Raw genomic sequence first — 17,149 nt, 5'->3', positions numbered from 1 at the left:
GCGGGAAGGGACCCGGCCAAGCCTCGGTCTCGCCAGCAGGCGGATCAGGATTCCGACGGTATCCTTCCCGCATTCACTCTACACCACCCCGAACACACAGGATTCCTGTGACCAGCACAGGAATGACCGAGGTGAGGCTGGTGCGATACTCGGACCTTGAAGATCGACATCCACCAAAAATGCAGTCGTCATTCCTGTGCTCGTCACGGGAATCCAGGCCTCGCCGGTCCATGTCGAGCGCCACGCCCACGACGATCCGCAATGCCGCCGCACCCAACCCGGACGGAACCGCTCACGCGTTTTGCGCGTTTGCCCTTCACGACGGACAACCGTCAAGACATCCACCAACGAGGAAGGATTTCGCGATGAACTGGAATCAGATCGAAGGCAATTGGGAACAGTTCAAGGGCAAGGCCCAGAAGCAATGGGGCAAGCTCACCAATGACGATCTCGACGTGATCCGCGGCAATCGCAAGGAGCTTGCCGGCAAGCTTCAGGCGCATTACGGCAAGACGGAGGAAGAGATCGAGCGCGAAATCGACGACTGGTCGGCCCGCCACTGATCCACTTGACGACCGCCGCCCGCGGATGCGGGCGGTCCCGGTCCGGCAGAAGGCTCCGCTTCGGCGGGGCCTTTTTCATTGCATGTCGGAGCGCCATTGCGGAAACGGATCGTCCATTTCTTTCCACCGCTCCGGCAGGAACGCGTCGGCATCGACGAGGCAGGCGTCCAGTTCGGCGCGGATGCGCACCTCGTTCATCGGATGTGCGCCGATGAAGACGATCTCCTGCCGCCGGTCCCCCCATTCAGGATCGAGGTAAGGCTTCATCGCGGCGCGCCATTCGGCGTCGTCCGGCCAGCGGCTCTTTGGCGCGGCGGCCCACCACAAGCCGCGCCTTTGCGTGCGGACCAGCGCTCCCGCCTGGCTGATCTCGCCGACATAGTGCGGGCGCGTCGCCAGCCAGAAGAATCCCTTCGCACGGATGACGCCCGGCCATTCGCGGTCGATGAAGGCCTTCAGCCGTTCGGGCACGAAGGGCCTGCGCGCCCGATAGACGAAGGAGCGGACGCCGTATTCCTCGGTTTCGGGAACGTGATCGGCGAAACCGTGCAGTTCCTTGAACCAGAGCGGGTGCGTCTCGGCCCGATCGAAATCGAAGCGGCCGGTGCCCAGGACCTCACCGAGCGCCACTTTCGCGAAATCGGTTTCGATCACATACGCATCCGGGTTGAGCGCGCGGATGATCGCGCGCGCCTGCTCATGTTCCTGCGGCAAGGCGGCCGAGATCTTGTTGAGGATGACGACATCGGCGAACTCGATCTGCTCGACGAGAAGGTCGACCAGCGCACGGTCGTCGCCCTCTCCGGCGACCTCTCCCCGGTCACGCAGGAAATCCGCCGAGGCATAGTCGCGTGTCAGGTTCGCCGCATCGACGACCGTCACCATCGTGTCGAGGCGTGCGATGTCGGAAAGACTCACCCCCGCCTCGTCGCGAAAGCCGAACGTGGCGGCGACCGGCAAGGGCTCCGAAATGCCCGTCGATTCGATCAGCAGATGATCGAACCGCCCCTCGTCCGCCAGCCTGCGAACCTCGGCCAGAAGATCGTCGCGCAGCGTGCAGCAGATGCAGCCATTGGTCATCTCGACCAGTTTCTCGTCGGTGCGGGACAGGTCCGCGCCGCCGTCGCGCACGAGTGCGGCGTCGATGTTCACCTCGCTCATGTCGTTGACGATCACGGCGACGCGGCGACCTTGCCGGTTGTTGAGGATATGATTGAGAAGGGTCGTCTTTCCCGCGCCGAGAAAGCCGGACAGGACGGTCACCGGAAGGCGGTTGTCAGACATAATGAACTCTATGTAATATTATAACATGTGTCGGCAAAATAAAGGCGGGCACGCGGCCCGCCCTTCTCGGCCTGGCGTCAGCCTTCGCCGTTAAGGCATTGCGTCAGGGACGTGGTCAGGTTCGCCATCGCTTCGAAATAGGTGTCCGGTCCGTCGGCCAGATCGGCACCGTAGGGGTCGAGCACGCCCGCGCGTGCATCCGTCCCCTCCATCACCACGGAAACGAGGCGCGGCTCGAATTGCGGCTCGGAGAAGACGCAGGCGACGCCGAGTTCGCGGATACGGTCGCGGATTTCACCGAGACGCTGCGCGCCCGGCATCACTTCGGGGCTTACGGTGATCGACCCGGCAGCGGGGAAGTCGAACCGGTTCTCGTAATATTGATAGGCGTCGTGGAAGACGACGAAGCCACGGTTCTCGACGGCTTCGAGCGCCGCGCGCGTGTCCTCGATCAGCCCGTCGAGACGCTCCACCGTCGCCGCCGCGTTCTGCGCATAGGTCTCGGCATTGTCGGGATCGGCTGCGGACAGCGCCGCTTCGATCTCGCCGACGAACACTTTGGCGTTCTCCGGATCGAGCCACAGATGCGTGTCATACGCACCGTGCCCATGATCGTGGCTATGGTCGTGTGCATGCTCGTCGGCGTCATTATGGGCGTGATCCGCGCTGTCGTGATCATGGCTGTGGTCGTGACCGCCCTCGCTCGCCTCATGGTCATGCGCGTGATCGTGGCTTTCGAACGGGCCGCCTTCGCGATAGGGCAGGACGGTCAGGCCGTCGGCCGCGCCGAGTTCGACCACGGTCGCATTGCCGGCCAGCGTCTCCACCGGCGCCCGCAAGAACATTTCGAGGTCCGGTCCGATCCAGAACAGGACGGACGCGCCTTCCAGCATCCGTGCTTCGGACGGTCGCATCGAATAGGTGTGGGGCGAGCCCGCGCCCTGGACGATCAGCGACGGTTCGCCGACACCTTCCATGACGGCGGCCACCAGCGAATGAACCGGCTTGATCGAGGCGACGACGCCGTCAAGCGCGAAGGCCGGGCCGGACGCGATGAGCGCGAGCGCCGTTGCAGAAAGAAGGGAGGTGCGAAATCGCGTCATATCGATCATCCATGCGTAATAACATTACATTTGTTGCGTAACGCTATAACGTCCGCTATATCGCCTTGGCAAGCCCGGCAATGCAGATTTCGAAAGTGCAGCCATGCTGAAAAGACCCGAAATTTCCGGCGAGGTGCTGGTGCAGCTCGCCGGCGCCGGCGTTCATCGCGCAGGGCGCTGGCTCGTGCGCGGCGTCGACATGGCCGTGCGCCCCGGCGAGATCGTGACGCTGATCGGCCCGAACGGGTCGGGCAAGAGCACGACCGCGAAGACCGCAATCGGTATCCTCAAGCCGCAGGAAGGCAAGGTCGCGCGCAAGCCGGGGCTGAAGGTCGGCTATGTGCCGCAAAAGCTCGCCATCGACTGGACCCTGCCGCTGACCGTCGAGCGGCTGATGCGGCTGACCGGTACGCCGACCCGCGCCGAAGTCGGCGCCGCGCTCGAGGCGACCGGCGTCGCGCATCTGGCGAAAGCGCAGGTACAGAGCCTGTCGGGCGGTGAATTCCAGCGCGTGCTTCTGGCCCGAGCGATCGCGCGCAAGCCTGACCTTCTGGTCCTCGACGAGCCGGTGCAGGGCGTCGATTTTTCCGGCGAGGTCGCGCTTTACGATCTCATCGGGAAAATCCGCAACGATACGGGCTGCGGCATCCTTCTCATTTCGCACGACCTTCACGTCGTCATGGCGGATACCGACACGGTGATCTGCCTCAATGGCCATGTGTGCTGCCGCGGCACGCCGCAGACGGTCGCCGCCAGCCCGGAATATCTGCAATTGTTCGGCGCGCGCGCCGCCGAAACGCTCGGCATCTACCGCCACCGCCACGACCACACCCATCTGGCGGACGGGCGCGTCCTGCATCAGGACGGCTCCGTGACTGAGCACTGCCATCCCGACGACGGGCACCACGATCACGACCACGGGTATGCCCACGACCACAGCCACGATACGCGCCATGTTTGACGACTTCTTCGCCCGCGCGCTTCTGGCCGGCATCGGCGTCGCGCTCACGGTTGGGCCGCTCGGCTGCTTCATCGTGTGGCGGCGCATGGCCTATTTCGGCGACACGATGGCGCATTCGGCGCTGCTTGGCGTCGCGCTCGCCTTCCTGTTCCAGATCAATCTGATGGCTGGCGTCTTTCTCGTCGCCTCGCTGGTCTCGATCGCGCTGCTCCTGCTGCAACGGCGCGGCGCGCTCTCGACGGACGCGCTGCTCGGCATCCTGTCGCATTCCACGCTCGCGCTCGGCCTCGTCATGGTCGCCTTCATGAGTTGGGTGCGCGTCGATCTGATGGGGTTCCTGTTCGGCGACATCCTCGCCGTTTCGCGCGCGGATATCGCCTTCGTCTATGGCGGTGGCGCGATCATTCTTGCCATCATGGCATGGCTGTGGAAGCCGCTCCTCGCGTCCACCGTCAACGAGGAACTGGCCGAGGCGGAAGGCATGGCACCGGAGCGCGCGCGCTTCGTCTTCATGCTTTTGATGGCGCTGATCATTGCCATCGCCATGAAGATCGTCGGCATCCTCCTGATCACGTCGCTACTGATCATCCCGGCCGCCACCGCCCGCCGCTTCGCGACCACGCCGGAGATGATGGCTCTCTTCGCGTCGCTGATCGGCGTTGCGGCGGTGACCGGCGGGCTTTACGGTTCGCTGCATTTCGATACGCCGTCCGGGCCGTCGATCGTCGTCGCCGCGCTCGTCATTTTCCTGCTCAGCCTCGTTTCCTTCGCAAGCCGACCCTCGAAAGCCTTGCCATGAACGCCCATCACGATCTGACGAAAAACCAGGAACTCGTCTTCGGCACATTGTCGGCCGCCGACGGCCCGCTTTCGGCCTATACGATCCTCGACCGGCTGCGCGACCGCGGCTTCCGCGCGCCGCTTCAGGTCTACCGTGCGCTCGACAAGCTCACCGATTACGGGCTTGTCCATCGGCTCGAATCGATCAACTCGTTCGTCGCCTGCGCCGGGCCGCATTGTCACGGCCACGGCAGCCTCGCCTTCGCGATCTGCGAAAAGTGCGGGCAGGTCGAGGAATTTTCGGACGAGACCGTCGAGCAGCGGCTCGGCGTCTGGTCGCGCGAGCATGGCTTCAAGCCGACCAAGACCGCGATCGAGATTCGTGGCACCTGCGCGGCGTGTCTGGCGGCCTGAATTCGGCGTAACCACACCACCGCCGTCATTCCTGTGCTTGTCACAGGAATCCAGGCCTCGACTTCCCCATCGCGCCCGTCGCTGCCGATGAGGCATGGACCCTTGTGACGAGCACAGGGGTGACGGCATCAGATGAATCGACTTTTCGTCATCCGACTAACCGCCCCGCGCAGATCTCCCCGCCCGCCGCTTGCGCCCGTAAAGCTCCAGCCGGTGACGGACGATGTCGTAGCCGAGTTCGCGGGCGATCTCTTCCTGCAATTCCTCGATGCGAGCTGAGTGGAATTCGATCACGTCGCCGGTCTCGATGTCGATCAGATGGTCGTGATGCTCCTCGCCCGCCGGTTCGAAACGCGACGGGCCGCCTTCGAAGGCGTGGCGATGGATGGCGCCGATCTCCTCCAGCAATTTCATCGTCCGATAGACGGTGGACAGCGAAATTCCCGAATCGATTTCGACCGCACGCTTGAAGATTTCCAGCGCGTCAGGATGGTCGCCGGCATCCGACAGGATCGACAGGATCACCTTGCGCGGCCGGGTGATGCGCACGCCGGTCTTGCGCAATTCGGCTTCGTAATCGGGGCGGGTCGGGTGCGGCTCATTCATGAGGCGGACTATGCGCCAGTTGGGAATGCGATGCAAAGCGTCACTTTCGCAACTGCCGCTCTAATTGCAAACGATTTGCAATTGCATTGACGTCCGATCGTTCTGGCGCTACGTATGCAGCAACGGAAACATCGGAGCGTCTATTTCTCATGCGAATTTTGCGTAGCCTCGCCGTGGCGACCAGCCTCGTTCTTCTTGCCACCGGCGCGCGCGCCGATGACGGATTCAAGGTAGTGACGACCTTCACCGTCATCGCCGATATGGCGCGCAACGTCGCCGGAGATGCGGCGAGCGTCGAATCCATTACGCGTCCCGGTGCGGAAATCCACGAATACCAGCCGACGCCCCGCGATCTGGTGCGCGCGCAGGATGCCGACCTCATCCTGTGGAACGGGCTCAATCTCGAATTGTGGTTCGAGCGCTTCTTCGCCAATTTGTCGGAGGTGCCGAGCGCTGTCGTCTCCGACGGCGTCGAGCCGATGGGCATCGGCGAAGGCCCCTATGAGGGCCAGCCCAACCCGCATGCCTGGATGTCGCCGTCCGATGCGCTGATCTATGTCGACAACATCGCCGCCGCCTTCGCCGAACATGATCCGGACAACGCCGAGACCTACAGGGCGAATGCCGAGACCTATAAGAGCGAGATCGAAAACGCGATCGCGCCGCTGCGCGACGAACTTGCCGCGATCCCCGAAGAGCGCCGCTGGCTGGTGACGAGCGAGGGCGCGTTCTCCTATCTCGCGCGTGATCTGGGCCTGAAGGAACTCTATCTGTGGCCGATCAATGCCGATGCGCAGGGCACGCCGCAGCAGGTGCGCCGCGTGATCGACAAGGTGCGCGAAAACGCCATCCCGGCTGTATTCTCCGAAAGCACGGTTTCCGCCGCCCCCGCGCAACAGGTCGCGCGCGAGACGGGAGCCGCCTATGGCGGCGTTCTCTACGTCGATTCCCTTTCCGAGGCGGATGGGCCGGTGCCGACCTATCTCGACCTCCTTCGCGTGACGACGCAGACGATCGTGGAAGGGCTTTCGCAATGAATGTCGAGGTCCGAAAACCGATCGCCGTCGGCGCTGAAGGCCTCAGCGTCGACGGCGTGACCGTCACCTATCGCAATGGACAGACGGCCCTGCGCGACGCGTCCTTCGCGATCCCGCAAGGCACAATCACCGCGCTCGTCGGCGTCAACGGGTCGGGCAAGTCGACGCTGTTCAAGTCGATCATGGGTCTGGTGCCGACGGGCGGCGGCACGGTCACCATATTCGGCGAGCCGGCGAACAGGGCGCTGAAACGCAACGTGATCGCCTATGTGCCGCAGTCCGAGGAAGTCGACTGGAACTTCCCGATCCTCGTCGAGGACGTGGTGATGATGGGCCGCTACGGCCATATGGGGTTCCTGCGCATCGCGTCGGCCCGCGACCGGCAGATGGTCGATGCGGCGCTCGACCGCGTCGGCATGGGCGACTATCGCAAGCGGCAGATCGGCGAGTTGTCCGGCGGCCAGAAGAAGCGCGTCTTCCTCGCCCGCGCGCTGGCGCAGGAGGGGCGGCTGATCCTGCTCGACGAGCCCTTCACCGGCGTCGACGTGACGACCGAGGAAGCCATCATCAAGCTGCTGCGGGAACTGCGCGACGAAGGCCGGATCATGCTGGTTTCCACGCACAATCTCGGCTCGGTGCCCGAATTTTGCGACCGCGCCATACTTCTGGACAAAACCGTTCTGGCCTCGGGGCTGACGGAGGAGGTGTTCACGAGAGCGAATCTCGAACGTGCCTTCGGCGGCGTGCTGCGCCATTTCGTGCTTGGCGGTGCCGACCTGCACGACGACGAGGATGCGCGTCACGTCACGGTGCTCACCGACGACGAGCGACCCTTCGTGCTCTACGGTGACGAGGCGAAGAAGATACGCGAGCAAAGCGAGCGATGATCGAAACGCTGATCGAACCCTTCACCTACGACTACATCTTCAACGCGATGTGGGTCAGCGCACTCGTCGGCGCGACCTGCGCGTTCCTGTCGGCCTATCTGATGCTCAAGGGCTGGTCGCTGATCGGCGATGCGCTTTCGCACTCCATCGTACCGGGCGTTGCCGGCGCCTACATGCTCGGCCTGCCCTTCGCGGCGGGCGCGTTCCTGTCGGGCGGGCTGGCAGCGGCCGCGATGCTGTTCCTGTCGGCGCAGACCAAGCTCAGACAGGACGCCGTGATCGGGCTAATCTTCACCTCGTTCTTCGGCCTTGGCCTCTTCATGATTTCGCTGTCGCCGGTGTCGGTCAACATCCAGACGATCGTTCTGGGCAACATCCTTGCCATCACGCCGGCCGACACGCTGCAACTGGTGCTCATTTCGGGCATTTCGCTCATCATTCTCATCGCAAAATGGCGCGACCTGATGGTCGTCTTCTTCGACGAAAACCACGCCCGCTCCATCGGTCTTCGCCCCAATGTCCTCAAGGTCGTGTTCTTCACGCTGCTCGCCGCTTCCACCGTCGCCGCCCTCCAGACGGTCGGCGCTTTTCTCGTCATCGCCATGGTGGTGACGCCCGGCGCGACCGCCTATCTTTTGACCGACCGCTTCCCGCGCCTGATCGTCATTTCCGTCGCCATCGGCGCGCTGACGAGCCTGATCGGCGCCTATTCGAGCTTCCATCTCGACGGCGCGACAGGCGGCGTGATCGTCGTCCTGCAGACGCTGGTCTTCCTCGCCGCCTTCCTCTTCGCGCCGAAGCACGGGCTGATCGCGAGCCGCCGCCTTGCGCGTGCAACCGCCGGAGCGGACGCATGATCGAAACCCTCCTCATGCCGTTCCAGTTTCCCTTCATGCAGCAGGCCTTCATCATCTCGGTGCTGGTCGCGCTGCCGATGGGACTGCTTTCGCCCTATCTCGTCCTCAAGGGCTGGTCGCTGATGGGCGACGCGATCAGCCATGCGGTGCTGCCGGGCATCGTCATCGCCTATGTCGCCGGCCTGCCGCTGGCGCTCGGCGCGTTCGCGGCCGGCCTTGCCTGCGCTATCGCCACCGGCTTCCTGAAGGACAATTCGCGGATCAAGGAAGACACCGCCATGGGCGTCGTCTTTTCCGGCATGTTCGGCCTCGGCCTCGTGATGTTCGTGGCGATTGAGACCAGCGTTCACTTGAACCACATATTGTTTGGCGACGTGCTCGGCACGACATGGCGCGACATCGCGGAGACCGGTGCGATCGCGGGTGCGACGGTATTGGCGCTGATCGTCTTCGGCCGCGACCTGATGCTGTTTTCCTTCGATCCCGGCCATGCGCGCACCGTCGGCTTGAAGGTCCGACTCCTGCATTATGGGCTTTTGACCATGCTCTCGCTGACCATCGTCGGCGGCCTGCAGGCGGTCGGCATCATCCTCGCCATCGCCTTCCTGATCGCACCGGGCGCCATCGCGTTTTTGATGACGCGCACCTTTCGCGCCATGGTGCTCGTCGCGGCAAGCGTCGCGGTGTTCTCGGCCGCGCTCGGCATCTATCTGTCGTTCTTCATCGATTCCGCACCGGCGCCGACCATCGTTCTGGTCATGTCGGCACTTTTCCTCGCGGCTTTCGCCTGGTCGCAGATCCGCGACCGGGTCGTGCAGGCTGAAACGGCGAGGCATGGACCCCTGTGACAAGCACAGGGGTGACGGCATGGACGGTGTTGCCAGAACGCTGAGATCAGCGATTGGCGTCAACTTTTTTGCAGTCGTCATTCCTGTGCTCGTCACAGGAATCCATGCCTCGACCTGCCGTCTTGACGGGTCCCTTACAGAATGGCCGCGAAAAACGCCTGATACGGTCCCAATTTTATTTCGCCGGCCTCATACGCGCCGACAAAACCATGCTCTTCGACCGGCGCGAGTTTCAAATCCTCGACCGAGAACGACACCTCGCCCGACCCGAGATTGAACGCGCAGAGCAGGCGTTCGTCAGCATCGCGCCGTTCGAACACCAGCGCATCGCCCTCGGCGACGAGGAAGGTGATTGACCCTTTCACCAGCGCGACGTGGCTGCGCCGAAAGGCAAGGAACCGGCGGTAGTGCTCGAGCACCGAATCCGGTCGCCCGACCTGCGCCGAAACCGACAGGGGGCCATGCGTCGGCGATACGGGAAGCCACGGCACGGCCTCTGAAAAGCCCGATGCGTGGTCGCCTTCCTCCCACACCATCGGCGTGCGGCACCCGTCGCGGCCGCGATATTCGGGCCAGAAGCGAATTCCGTAGGGATCGCGCAAATCCTCGAAGGCAAGTTCGGCTTCCGGCAGACCGAGTTCCTCGCCCTGATAAAGACAGACCGAGCCGCGCAGCGAGAAAAGCAGCGCCGAGACGATCTTGGCATAGGCGACCGGGTCCGCCTCCCACTCGCCCCAGCGCGAGGCGTGGCGCATCACGTCATGGTTGGAAAAGGCCCAGCAGGACCAGCCGGTGCGTGCGACGGTCTCGAATTCCTCCAGCACACGACGCACGCGCGGCGCTGAAATCTTCATCGGCTGGAGGAAGTCGAAGGCGTAGCACATATGGACGCGCTCGTTGCCCGCCGTATAGGCGGCCACTATGTCGAGCCCACGTTGCGCGTCGCCCACTTCGCCGACGGTGGTCACGCTCGGATATTCGTCCAGCAGCGCGCGGAAGCGGCGCAGGAAATCGAGGTTTTCCGGCTGGCTCTTGTCGTAGAGGTGATCCTGGTAATTATACGGGTTCACCGACGGCGCGATGGAATCGTTGCGCTCGTCTTCCGGCAGCGCGGGATTGTCCTCCAGACCCCTCGAGTGGAAAAAGAAGTTGATCACGTCGAGGCGGAAGCCGTCGACGCCCCGGTCGAGCCAGAAACGGGCGATATCGAGAAGTTCGGCCTGCACATCCTCGTTGTGGAAGTTCAGGTCCGGCTGTTCGGACAGGAAATTGTGCAAATAATATTGCCGGCGCGGACTGTCCCATTGCCATGCCGAGCCGCCGAACATCGACAGCCAGTTGTTCGGCGGCGAGCCGTCCGGTTTCGGATCGGCCCAGACGAACCAATCCGCCTTGGGATTGGTCCGGTTGACGCGGCTTTCCAGGAACCAGGGATGCTCGACGGCGGTGTGCGACAGGACGAGGTCGATCATGACGCGCAGTCCCAACCGGTGCGCTTCCAAGATCAGCGCGTCGAAATCGTCGAGCGTGCCGAACATCGGATCGACGTCGCGATAGTCGGCTATGTCGTAGCCGAAATCGCGCATCGGCGACTTGAAGAAGGGCGAAATCCAGATCGCATCGACGCCAAGCGATGCGACATGCGGCAGGCGGCGCACGATGCCGGCAAGATCGCCGATGCCGTCGCCGTTCGAATCCTGGAACGAGCGCGGATAGATCTGGTAGATCACCGCCCCGCGCCACCACTCGGCATCGGCAGTTGCAGGCGCGATCACGGGGTGGGCGAGCGTGGCTCTCACGTCATCCATCTCGGTTTCCATGGGCTGGGACAAAGAATCTGCCCGGTCGGGCGCGGTTTGTCAGCAGAGCTAACAAATGTGAAGTTTTGATAGCAAGGCGGGATTTCGGAAGGAGAGGGCTCTTTGCGGCGTCCAGTTAGGTGAGATGTTGAGGCATGAAACACCGTTGCCATGGCTCTGCGTCTCAAAACACGCAGCGCTGAAAATCAAAACGCCTTGAACGTCAGCGTGGTCAGCGAACGCACGATGCCCGGCACGTTGGCGATGTTCTCGGAGACGAATTTGCCGATATCCGTCTTCTGCTCGTCGATATAGACCTTGAGCAGAAGGTCGTAATCGCCGCTGGTCGAATAGAGCTCGGATGCGATCTCGCGTTTGTAGAGTTCTTCGGCGACCTCATAGGTCTTGCCGGGCACGCAGCGCACTTGCACGAAAACGGGTCTCATCGCTTAACCTTTCCCAGACCAAGATGACGAAAAGCGGGAACCGGTTTTCGGACGGCATCATGGCCAACTGGTATTTTCCGCGGAAAATCGGTCGGAACGCTCAATCTGTCAACAAGCGTCGCGTCAGCGGATGGTCCGCATCGGCGAGCCCATCGATGACGTCGAAATGATGCCGATCGGGCTCCTCGACCGCTTCCGTCGCCGCGCCGAGGCCGGTCCAGATATTCGCCAGAAGCGCGTTCTGGCGGCGGAACTCGGCCCGCTCGGCACCGCCGACCCAGCACGTCACCCGCGCGCCGTCCATCGGCATCAAAAGGGCGGGGCTTTCCGCCATGGCTTCCGCTGCATCGATCTTCAGATCGCCATTCATCGCGGTTCGCATCATGGGGCGCAGATCGTGCACGCCGGAAATCGACACGGTGTTGGCGATGCGGTTGCGAACCGTTTCGGGCAGAGGCGAGGTCGCCGTGATCATGCGCGTCGCCAGATGACCGCCGGCCGAATGGCCGGTCAGCCGGATCGGACCTTCGACCATGCTTGCGGTCTTTTCGATCGCCGCGCCGATTTCCGTGACGATGCCCGAAATGCGAATGTCGGGGCACAGCGTATAGGAGGGCATGGCGACCGCATATCCGTGCGCGAGCGGACCGGCGGCCAGATGCGACCAGAAGCTCTTGTCGAGCCGCAGCCAGAAACCGCCATGGATGAAGACGACGAGGCCCTGCGCATCGCGATCGGGCAGGAAAAGGTCGAGACGGTTGCGCTCGGCGGCCCCATAGGAGATGTCGAGTTCGGCGCGGCCTGCCTCGGTACGCCGTTTGCGGAACGCTGTCGCCGGTTCGACCCAAAGGCCCGGCCAGCGCTCGCCCCCGGCGATATTGGCGCCGTTGGCGTAGGCGTCGTCCCAGTCGCTTACCTCATACCGCATCGAGATTCCCCTTCATTGATGCTCAATTCTTCCGCTTTCAGCACATTGTTTCAACCTTGAAATTTCATGCTTGAAACATATCCCGTTTGGTGCAAATCTTGACCCAACGACAAGAATGGGAGCGCATGGCGGTGAAGGTTGCAGTGCTCGGTGGAGGGCCGGCGGGTCTCTATTTCGCGATCTCGATGAAGCTGCGCGATGCGGCTCACGATATCACGGTCTACGAGCGCAACAAGCCCGACGACACCTTCGGCTGGGGCGTCGTCCTATCCGACGAAACGCTCGACAATCTCGCCGGAAACGACGCCAAAAGCGCCGCTGCGATCCGCGAGCATTTCGCCTATTGGGACGACATCGCGGTCATCCACAAGGGCGTTCGGACCCTGTCCACCGGCCATGGCTTCTGCGGCATCGGGCGCAAGATGCTTCTGACGCTGTTGCAGGAGCGCGCGCGCGAACTCGGCGTCGATCTTCGGTTCCAGACCGACATCGACGATCCGCGCCCGTTCATGGAAAGCCATGACATGGTGCTGGCGGCGGACGGACTGAATTCGCGTTCGCGCGCGGCCTTTGCCGATCATTTCCAGCCCGATATCGACACGCGCAAATGCAAGTTCGTCTGGCTCGGTACGCACCAGAAATTCGACGACGCCTTCACCTTCATCTTCGAGAACACCGAGCATGGCTGGGTGTGGGCGCACGCCTACCAGTTCGATCCCGACACCGCGACCTTCATCGTGGAATGTTCGCAGGACACATGGGACCGGTTCGGCTTCGGCGCGATGAGCCAACAGGAGTCCATCGCGGTCTGCGAGAAGATCTTCGAAAAGCATCTCGGCGGCCATTCGCTGATGACCAATGCGAACCATATTCGCGGCTCGGCCTGGATCAACTTTCCCCGTGTGTTGTGCGAGCGCTGGTCCTACCAGAACCTCGCTTTGATGGGCGACGCGGCGGCAAGCGCGCATTTCTCGATCGGATCGGGCACCAAGCTGGCGCTCGAAAGCGCCATCGCCATGGCCGACTATCTCCATTCGGAGCCGACACTCGAACGCGCGTTCGAGAAGTACGAAGATGCCCGTCGTACGGAAGTGCTCAAGCTTCAATCGGCGGCGCGCAATTCGCTCGAATGGTTTGAGGATGTGGAACGCTATCTCGGTCTCGACCCGGTGCAGTTCAACTATTCGCTCCTGACCCGCTCGCAGCGCATCAGCCACGAAAATCTGCGGCTGCGCGACGCCGAATGGCTCGGCAGCGCAGAAGGCTGGTTCCAAAGCCAGGCGGGTGCGGCGGTGAACACCAATCGCCCGCCGATGCTGGCGCCGTTCAAGTTGCGCGGCATGGAACTGAAGAACCGCGTCGTCGTCTCGCCGATGGCGCAGTACAAGGCCGTGGACGGTGCGCCGACCGACTGGCATTTCGTCCATTATGCCGAGCGCGCCAAGGGCGGCGCGGGGCTAGTCTATATCGAGATGACCTGCGTGTCCGCCGAAGCGCGCATTACGCCGGGCTGCCCCGGCTTCTACAAACCGGAACATGAGACGGCCTGGAAGCGCCTCGTTGATTTCGTTCATTCCGAGACCGAAGCTAAAATCTGCGCGCAGATCGGGCATGCGGGACCGAAGGGTTCGACGCAGCTTGGCTGGGAAGAAATGGACGCGCCCTTGAAGGAGGGCAACTGGCCGCTGCTCGCCGCCTCCGAAGTGGCATGGTCGCCGCAGAACCAGACGCCGAAGGCGATGGACCGTGCCGATATGGACACGGTGCGCGACCAGTTCGTCGCCTCAACCGAAATGGCCGCGCGCTGCGGCTTCGACATGATCGAACTGCATTTCGCGCATGGCTATCTTCTGTCGTCCTTCATCTCGCCGCTGACCAACAAGCGCACGGACGATTATGGCGGCAGCCTTGAAAACCGGATGCGCTACCCGCTCGAAATCTTCGCCGCAGTGCGTGCCGTCTGGCCCGACGACAAACCAATCTCGGTGCGTATCTCGGCCAATGACTGGGTCGGCGACGAGGGCGTGACGCCCGAAGAAGCGGTGAAAATCGCAAAAATTCTGCAGGAGGCGGGCGTTGACATTTGCGACGTGTCGGCGGGCCAGACGTCGAAGCGCGCGCGTCCGGTCTATGGCCGCATGTTCCAGACACCGTTTTCGGATCGCATCCGCAACGAGACGGGCATGGCAACGATGGCGGTCGGCAACATCTTCGAGCCGGATCACGTCAATTCGATCCTGATGGCCGGACGTGCCGACCTCGTATGCCTCGCGCGCCCGCATCTGGCGGACCCTTATTGGACACTGCATGCCGCTGCGAGCCTCGGCGACCGGCAGGAGAAATGGCCCGATCCGTATATCCCCGGTCGCGACCAGCTCTATCGCCTCGCCGAACGCGCCCAGGAACAGATGACGGGGAAGGTGTGAGGATGACGTACCGCTCAACCCCCACTCCGGTTCGCTGCGCGAACTACCTCTCCCCCTCAAAAGGGGAGAGGAAGAGCGCTAAACGGCGACGTTTTCCTCTCCCCCTGTCAGGGGGAGAGGTGGCCCGAAGGGTCGGAGTGGGGGTGCTCGCCGTTACACCTCTCGCGGAGCGCTCATGACCCACGCGCTTGTCACAGGCGGTGGAACGGGCGTCGGCAGGGCGATTGCGCTGGCGCTCGCCGATGCGGGTCACGAAGTCACGATCTGCGGACGCCGGCAGGATGTTCTCGATACGGCAGCGAAGGCGCACAAGAACCTTCACGCCATCGCCGCCGACGTGACCGATCACGCGGCGATCTCGGCGCTTTACGAAAAGGCGGAAGCGGCGCGCGGACCGTTCGACATCGTCATCGCCAATGCGGGCGGCACGGAAAGCGCGCCGGCGCATCGCGTCAGCGTCGCGCAATGGCATCAGACCCTCGAAACCAACCTCACCGGTGCATTCCTGACCGTACAGCCGGCGCTCTCTCCGATGGCAAAGCGCGGCGCGGGCCGCATCGTCTTCATCGCCTCGACGGCCGGCCTCAAGGGCTACGCCTATGTCGCGCCCTATGTGGCGGCCAAGCATGGCGTCGTCGGCTTGATGCGGGCGCTGGCGGCCGAACTGGCAACGAAGGGCGTGACCGTCAACGCCGTCTGCCCCGGCTTCGTCGAGACCGACATGCTCGCAGGGTCGGTCGCCAACATTGTCGAAAAGACGGGCCGCAGCGAGGCGGAAGCGCGCGCTGACCTGTCCGCCGTCAACCCGCAGGGCCGCTTCATCCAGCCGGACGAGGTCGCTGCCGCCGTGCTCTATCTCGTCGGTGACGGCGCGCGGTCGATCACGGGCCAGGCGCTTTCTGTCTCGGGAGGCGAGACATGGTGAGCGCGCCGCTCGACACAGTGGAGCGCTCAGCTGTGGCCAAAGAGCGGTTGCGGCTTTGGATCAGGCTTCTGCGCGCCTCGCGTCTCATCGAGAATGAACTGCGCGAGCGGCTGAAGCGCGACTACGAGACGACCCTGCCGCGTTTCGACGTGATGGCGGCGCTCTATCGCCAGCCGGACGGTATGGCGATGAGCGACCTGTCGCGGTTCCTGCTCGTCTCGAACGGGAACGTGACGGGCATCGTGGAGCGGCTCGTCAAGGACGGGTTCGTTTCGCGCGCTGCGCGGGAGGGGGACCGGCGCGCCTTCATCGTGAAGCTGACGCCGATCGGCGAAACGCGCTTCACCGAGATGGCGGCGGCGCACGAAAACTGGATCGAGGAATTTCTGGGCGACGTGGCCGATGGTGACGCCGTGCGCCTGTCGGCGACGCTCAAGGCGTTCCGCAGCAATTGGGAGGAAGCGCATTGACCAAGATGGCCGGGCTCAAGCCGAAACATTTCCTGTGGCGCATGGAAAGCAATGTCGCGACCATCCAGCTCGACCGCCCTGAACGTAAGAATCCGCTTACGTTCGACTCCTATGCCGAGCTGCGCGATACGTTCCGCGATCTCGTCTATGCCGACGATGTCGACGTGGTCGTGTTCCTGCCCAATGGCGGAAATTTCTGCTCCGGCGGGGACGTGCACGACATCATCGGCCCGCTGGTCGACATGGACATGAAGGGCTTGCTCGCCTTCACGCGCATGACGGGCGATTTCGTCAAGGCGATGCTGAATTGCGGCAAGCCGATCATCTCGGCAGTCGATGGCGTTGCGGTCGGTGCGGGCGCGATCATCACAATGGCTTCGGACATCCGTCTTGCGACCCCTGAGGCGAAGACGGCGTTCCTGTTCACCCGCGTCGGGCTTGCCGGCTGCGACATGGGCGCATGCGCAATGCTGCCGCGCCTGATCGGGCAGGGCCGCGCCGCCGAACTTCTCTACACCGGCCGCTCGATGAGCGCCGAGGAGGGCGAACGCTGGGGCTATTACAACCGGCTGGTCGCTGCCAACGCGTTGGAGGTCGAGGCGATGAAGATCGCGCAACAGATCGCATCCGGCCCGACCTTCGCGCATGGCATCACCAAGACACAGCTCAACCAGGAATGGTCGATGGGGCTGGAACAGGCGATCGAGTCGGAAGCTCAGGCGCAGGCGATCTGCATGCAGACGCAGGATTTCGCACGGGCTTATCATGCGTTCGTGGCGAAGCAGCGCCCGGTTTTCGAGGGGGATTGACGTGAG

At 63.2% G+C, this 17,149-nt stretch carries 18 protein-coding genes; 12 read left to right on the top strand and 6 right to left on the bottom strand.

Annotated features, from left to right (window positions below):
- Positions 1–365: 365 nt before the first annotated feature.
- Positions 366–563, top strand: coding sequence for a CsbD family protein (locus GTW25_RS11890; RefSeq protein ID WP_252912321.1), 198 nt, complete (start codon positions 366–368; stop codon positions 561–563).
- 75 nt (positions 564–638) lie between these two features.
- Here the strand turns inward: GTW25_RS11890 and zigA are convergent, their stop codons facing one another.
- Both zigA and GTW25_RS11880 read right to left on the bottom strand, forming a co-directional pair.
- Complete coding sequence (gene zigA / locus GTW25_RS11885) at positions 639–1,847, bottom strand: zinc metallochaperone GTPase ZigA (RefSeq protein WP_252912320.1); 1,209 nt, start codon at positions 1,845–1,847, stop codon at positions 639–641.
- A 77-nt stretch (positions 1,848–1,924) separates the two neighbouring features.
- Positions 1,925–2,950 (bottom strand): zinc ABC transporter substrate-binding protein, encoded by a 1,026-nt coding sequence (locus GTW25_RS11880; RefSeq protein ID WP_252912319.1) that lies wholly within the window; start codon positions 2,948–2,950, stop codon positions 1,925–1,927.
- A 103-nt stretch (positions 2,951–3,053) separates the two neighbouring features.
- Here GTW25_RS11880 and GTW25_RS11875 point away from each other — a divergent pair, with 103 nt between their 5' ends.
- From GTW25_RS11875 to GTW25_RS11865, 3 genes are read left to right on the top strand one after another with little or no spacing between them, the layout of a single operon-like run.
- Positions 3,054–3,911, top strand: coding sequence for an ATP-binding cassette domain-containing protein (locus GTW25_RS11875; RefSeq protein WP_252912318.1), 858 nt, complete (start codon positions 3,054–3,056; stop codon positions 3,909–3,911).
- On the top strand, positions 3,904–4,710 hold the full coding sequence (gene znuB, locus GTW25_RS11870; RefSeq protein WP_252912317.1) for a zinc ABC transporter permease subunit ZnuB: 807 nt from the start codon (positions 3,904–3,906) through the stop codon (positions 4,708–4,710). Before GTW25_RS11875 ends, znuB begins: the two co-directional genes overlap by 8 nt.
- Positions 4,707–5,105: a Fur family transcriptional regulator gene (locus GTW25_RS11865; protein ID WP_252912316.1), complete on the top strand. Its 399-nt coding sequence runs from the start codon at positions 4,707–4,709 to the stop codon at positions 5,103–5,105. The genes znuB and GTW25_RS11865 overlap by 4 nt, the downstream gene beginning before the upstream one ends.
- A 156-nt stretch (positions 5,106–5,261) precedes the next feature.
- Here GTW25_RS11865 and GTW25_RS11860 read toward each other — a convergent pair whose 3' ends face one another.
- Positions 5,262–5,711 (bottom strand): Fur family transcriptional regulator, encoded by a 450-nt coding sequence (locus tag GTW25_RS11860; protein ID WP_252912315.1) that lies wholly within the window; start codon positions 5,709–5,711, stop codon positions 5,262–5,264.
- Positions 5,712–5,860: 149 nt separating this feature from the next.
- Here GTW25_RS11860 and GTW25_RS11855 point away from each other — a divergent pair, with 149 nt between their 5' ends.
- From GTW25_RS11855 to GTW25_RS11840, 4 genes are read left to right on the top strand one after another with little or no spacing between them, the layout of a single operon-like run.
- Complete coding sequence (locus GTW25_RS11855) at positions 5,861–6,748, top strand: metal ABC transporter substrate-binding protein (RefSeq protein WP_252912314.1); 888 nt, start codon at positions 5,861–5,863, stop codon at positions 6,746–6,748.
- On the top strand, positions 6,745–7,635 hold the full coding sequence (locus GTW25_RS11850; protein WP_252912313.1) for a manganese/iron ABC transporter ATP-binding protein: 891 nt from the start codon (positions 6,745–6,747) through the stop codon (positions 7,633–7,635). The genes GTW25_RS11855 and GTW25_RS11850 overlap by 4 nt, the downstream gene beginning before the upstream one ends.
- On the top strand, positions 7,632–8,492 hold the full coding sequence (locus GTW25_RS11845; protein WP_252912312.1) for a metal ABC transporter permease: 861 nt from the start codon (positions 7,632–7,634) through the stop codon (positions 8,490–8,492). The genes GTW25_RS11850 and GTW25_RS11845 overlap by 4 nt, the downstream gene beginning before the upstream one ends.
- Positions 8,489–9,340 carry a metal ABC transporter permease gene (locus GTW25_RS11840; RefSeq protein ID WP_252912311.1) on the top strand — a complete coding sequence of 284 codons (852 nt, stop codon included), beginning with the start codon at positions 8,489–8,491 and terminating at the stop codon, positions 9,338–9,340. The genes GTW25_RS11845 and GTW25_RS11840 overlap by 4 nt, the downstream gene beginning before the upstream one ends.
- Positions 9,341–9,474: 134 nt before the next feature.
- Here GTW25_RS11840 and bglA read toward each other — a convergent pair whose 3' ends face one another.
- From bglA to GTW25_RS11825, 3 genes are all read right to left on the bottom strand, one after another.
- Positions 9,475–11,148 (bottom strand): beta-galactosidase BglA, encoded by a 1,674-nt coding sequence (gene bglA / locus GTW25_RS11835; RefSeq protein ID WP_252912310.1) that lies wholly within the window; start codon positions 11,146–11,148, stop codon positions 9,475–9,477.
- Between the two features lie 197 nt (positions 11,149–11,345).
- On the bottom strand, positions 11,346–11,585 hold the full coding sequence (locus GTW25_RS11830; RefSeq protein ID WP_252912309.1) for an Lrp/AsnC ligand binding domain-containing protein: 240 nt from the start codon (positions 11,583–11,585) through the stop codon (positions 11,346–11,348).
- 100 nt (positions 11,586–11,685) lie between these two features.
- Positions 11,686–12,513, bottom strand: coding sequence for a hormone-sensitive lipase (locus GTW25_RS11825; protein WP_252912308.1), 828 nt, complete (start codon positions 12,511–12,513; stop codon positions 11,686–11,688).
- 131 nt (positions 12,514–12,644) lie between these two features.
- On the opposite strand from GTW25_RS11825, the gene GTW25_RS11820 reads away from it, so the two are divergent.
- The 4 genes from GTW25_RS11820 (at position 12,645) to GTW25_RS11805 (ending at position 17,143) form a co-directional block, all read left to right on the top strand.
- Entirely contained in the window at positions 12,645–14,939 is a 2,295-nt protein-coding gene (locus GTW25_RS11820; protein ID WP_252912345.1) for a bifunctional salicylyl-CoA 5-hydroxylase/oxidoreductase, read from the top strand.
- Between the two features lie 175 nt (positions 14,940–15,114).
- The gene (locus GTW25_RS11815; protein WP_252912307.1) at positions 15,115–15,864 is read left to right on the top strand and encodes an SDR family NAD(P)-dependent oxidoreductase; all 750 of its coding nucleotides are present in this window, start codon (positions 15,115–15,117) and stop codon (positions 15,862–15,864) included.
- Complete coding sequence (locus GTW25_RS11810; protein ID WP_252912306.1) at positions 15,858–16,334, top strand: MarR family winged helix-turn-helix transcriptional regulator; 477 nt, start codon at positions 15,858–15,860, stop codon at positions 16,332–16,334. The genes GTW25_RS11815 and GTW25_RS11810 overlap by 7 nt, the downstream gene beginning before the upstream one ends.
- Positions 16,331–17,143 carry an enoyl-CoA hydratase family protein gene (locus tag GTW25_RS11805; protein ID WP_252912305.1) on the top strand — a complete coding sequence of 271 codons (813 nt, stop codon included), beginning with the start codon at positions 16,331–16,333 and terminating at the stop codon, positions 17,141–17,143. The genes GTW25_RS11810 and GTW25_RS11805 overlap by 4 nt, the downstream gene beginning before the upstream one ends.
- The last annotated feature ends 6 nt before the right edge of the window (positions 17,144–17,149 follow it).

It is taken from the genome of Aliihoeflea aestuarii, assembly GCF_024105665.1.
In the GTDB taxonomy this organism is placed as follows: domain Bacteria; phylum Pseudomonadota; class Alphaproteobacteria; order Rhizobiales; family Rhizobiaceae; genus Aliihoeflea; species Aliihoeflea aestuarii.
This window is presented reverse-complemented; position numbering and strand designations above follow the sequence as displayed.

What these genes read in the sequence shown, in the direction of transcription:
- GTW25_RS11890 (WP_252912321.1), top strand. Translation starts at nt 366, where the DNA reads ATGAACTGGAATCAGATCGAAGGCAATTGGGAACAGTTCAAGGGCAAG.
- zigA (WP_252912320.1), bottom strand. Translation starts at nt 1,847, where the DNA reads ATGTCTGACAACCGCCTTCCGGTGACCGTCCTGTCCGGCTTTCTCGGC.
- GTW25_RS11880 (WP_252912319.1), bottom strand. Translation starts at nt 2,950, where the DNA reads ATGACGCGATTTCGCACCTCCCTTCTTTCTGCAACGGCGCTCGCGCTC.
- GTW25_RS11875 (WP_252912318.1), top strand. Translation starts at nt 3,054, where the DNA reads ATGCTGAAAAGACCCGAAATTTCCGGCGAGGTGCTGGTGCAGCTCGCC.
- znuB (WP_252912317.1), top strand. Translation starts at nt 3,904, where the DNA reads ATGTTTGACGACTTCTTCGCCCGCGCGCTTCTGGCCGGCATCGGCGTC.
- GTW25_RS11865 (WP_252912316.1), top strand. Translation starts at nt 4,707, where the DNA reads ATGAACGCCCATCACGATCTGACGAAAAACCAGGAACTCGTCTTCGGC.
- GTW25_RS11860 (WP_252912315.1), bottom strand. Translation starts at nt 5,711, where the DNA reads ATGAATGAGCCGCACCCGACCCGCCCCGATTACGAAGCCGAATTGCGC.
- GTW25_RS11855 (WP_252912314.1), top strand. Translation starts at nt 5,861, where the DNA reads ATGCGAATTTTGCGTAGCCTCGCCGTGGCGACCAGCCTCGTTCTTCTT.
- GTW25_RS11850 (WP_252912313.1), top strand. Translation starts at nt 6,745, where the DNA reads ATGAATGTCGAGGTCCGAAAACCGATCGCCGTCGGCGCTGAAGGCCTC.
- GTW25_RS11845 (WP_252912312.1), top strand. Translation starts at nt 7,632, where the DNA reads ATGATCGAAACGCTGATCGAACCCTTCACCTACGACTACATCTTCAAC.
- GTW25_RS11840 (WP_252912311.1), top strand. Translation starts at nt 8,489, where the DNA reads ATGATCGAAACCCTCCTCATGCCGTTCCAGTTTCCCTTCATGCAGCAG.
- bglA (WP_252912310.1), bottom strand. Translation starts at nt 11,148, where the DNA reads ATGGATGACGTGAGAGCCACGCTCGCCCACCCCGTGATCGCGCCTGCA.
- GTW25_RS11830 (WP_252912309.1), bottom strand. Translation starts at nt 11,585, where the DNA reads ATGAGACCCGTTTTCGTGCAAGTGCGCTGCGTGCCCGGCAAGACCTAT.
- GTW25_RS11825 (WP_252912308.1), bottom strand. Translation starts at nt 12,513, where the DNA reads ATGCGGTATGAGGTAAGCGACTGGGACGACGCCTACGCCAACGGCGCC.
- GTW25_RS11815 (WP_252912307.1), top strand. Translation starts at nt 15,115, where the DNA reads ATGACCCACGCGCTTGTCACAGGCGGTGGAACGGGCGTCGGCAGGGCG.
- GTW25_RS11810 (WP_252912306.1), top strand. Translation starts at nt 15,858, where the DNA reads ATGGTGAGCGCGCCGCTCGACACAGTGGAGCGCTCAGCTGTGGCCAAA.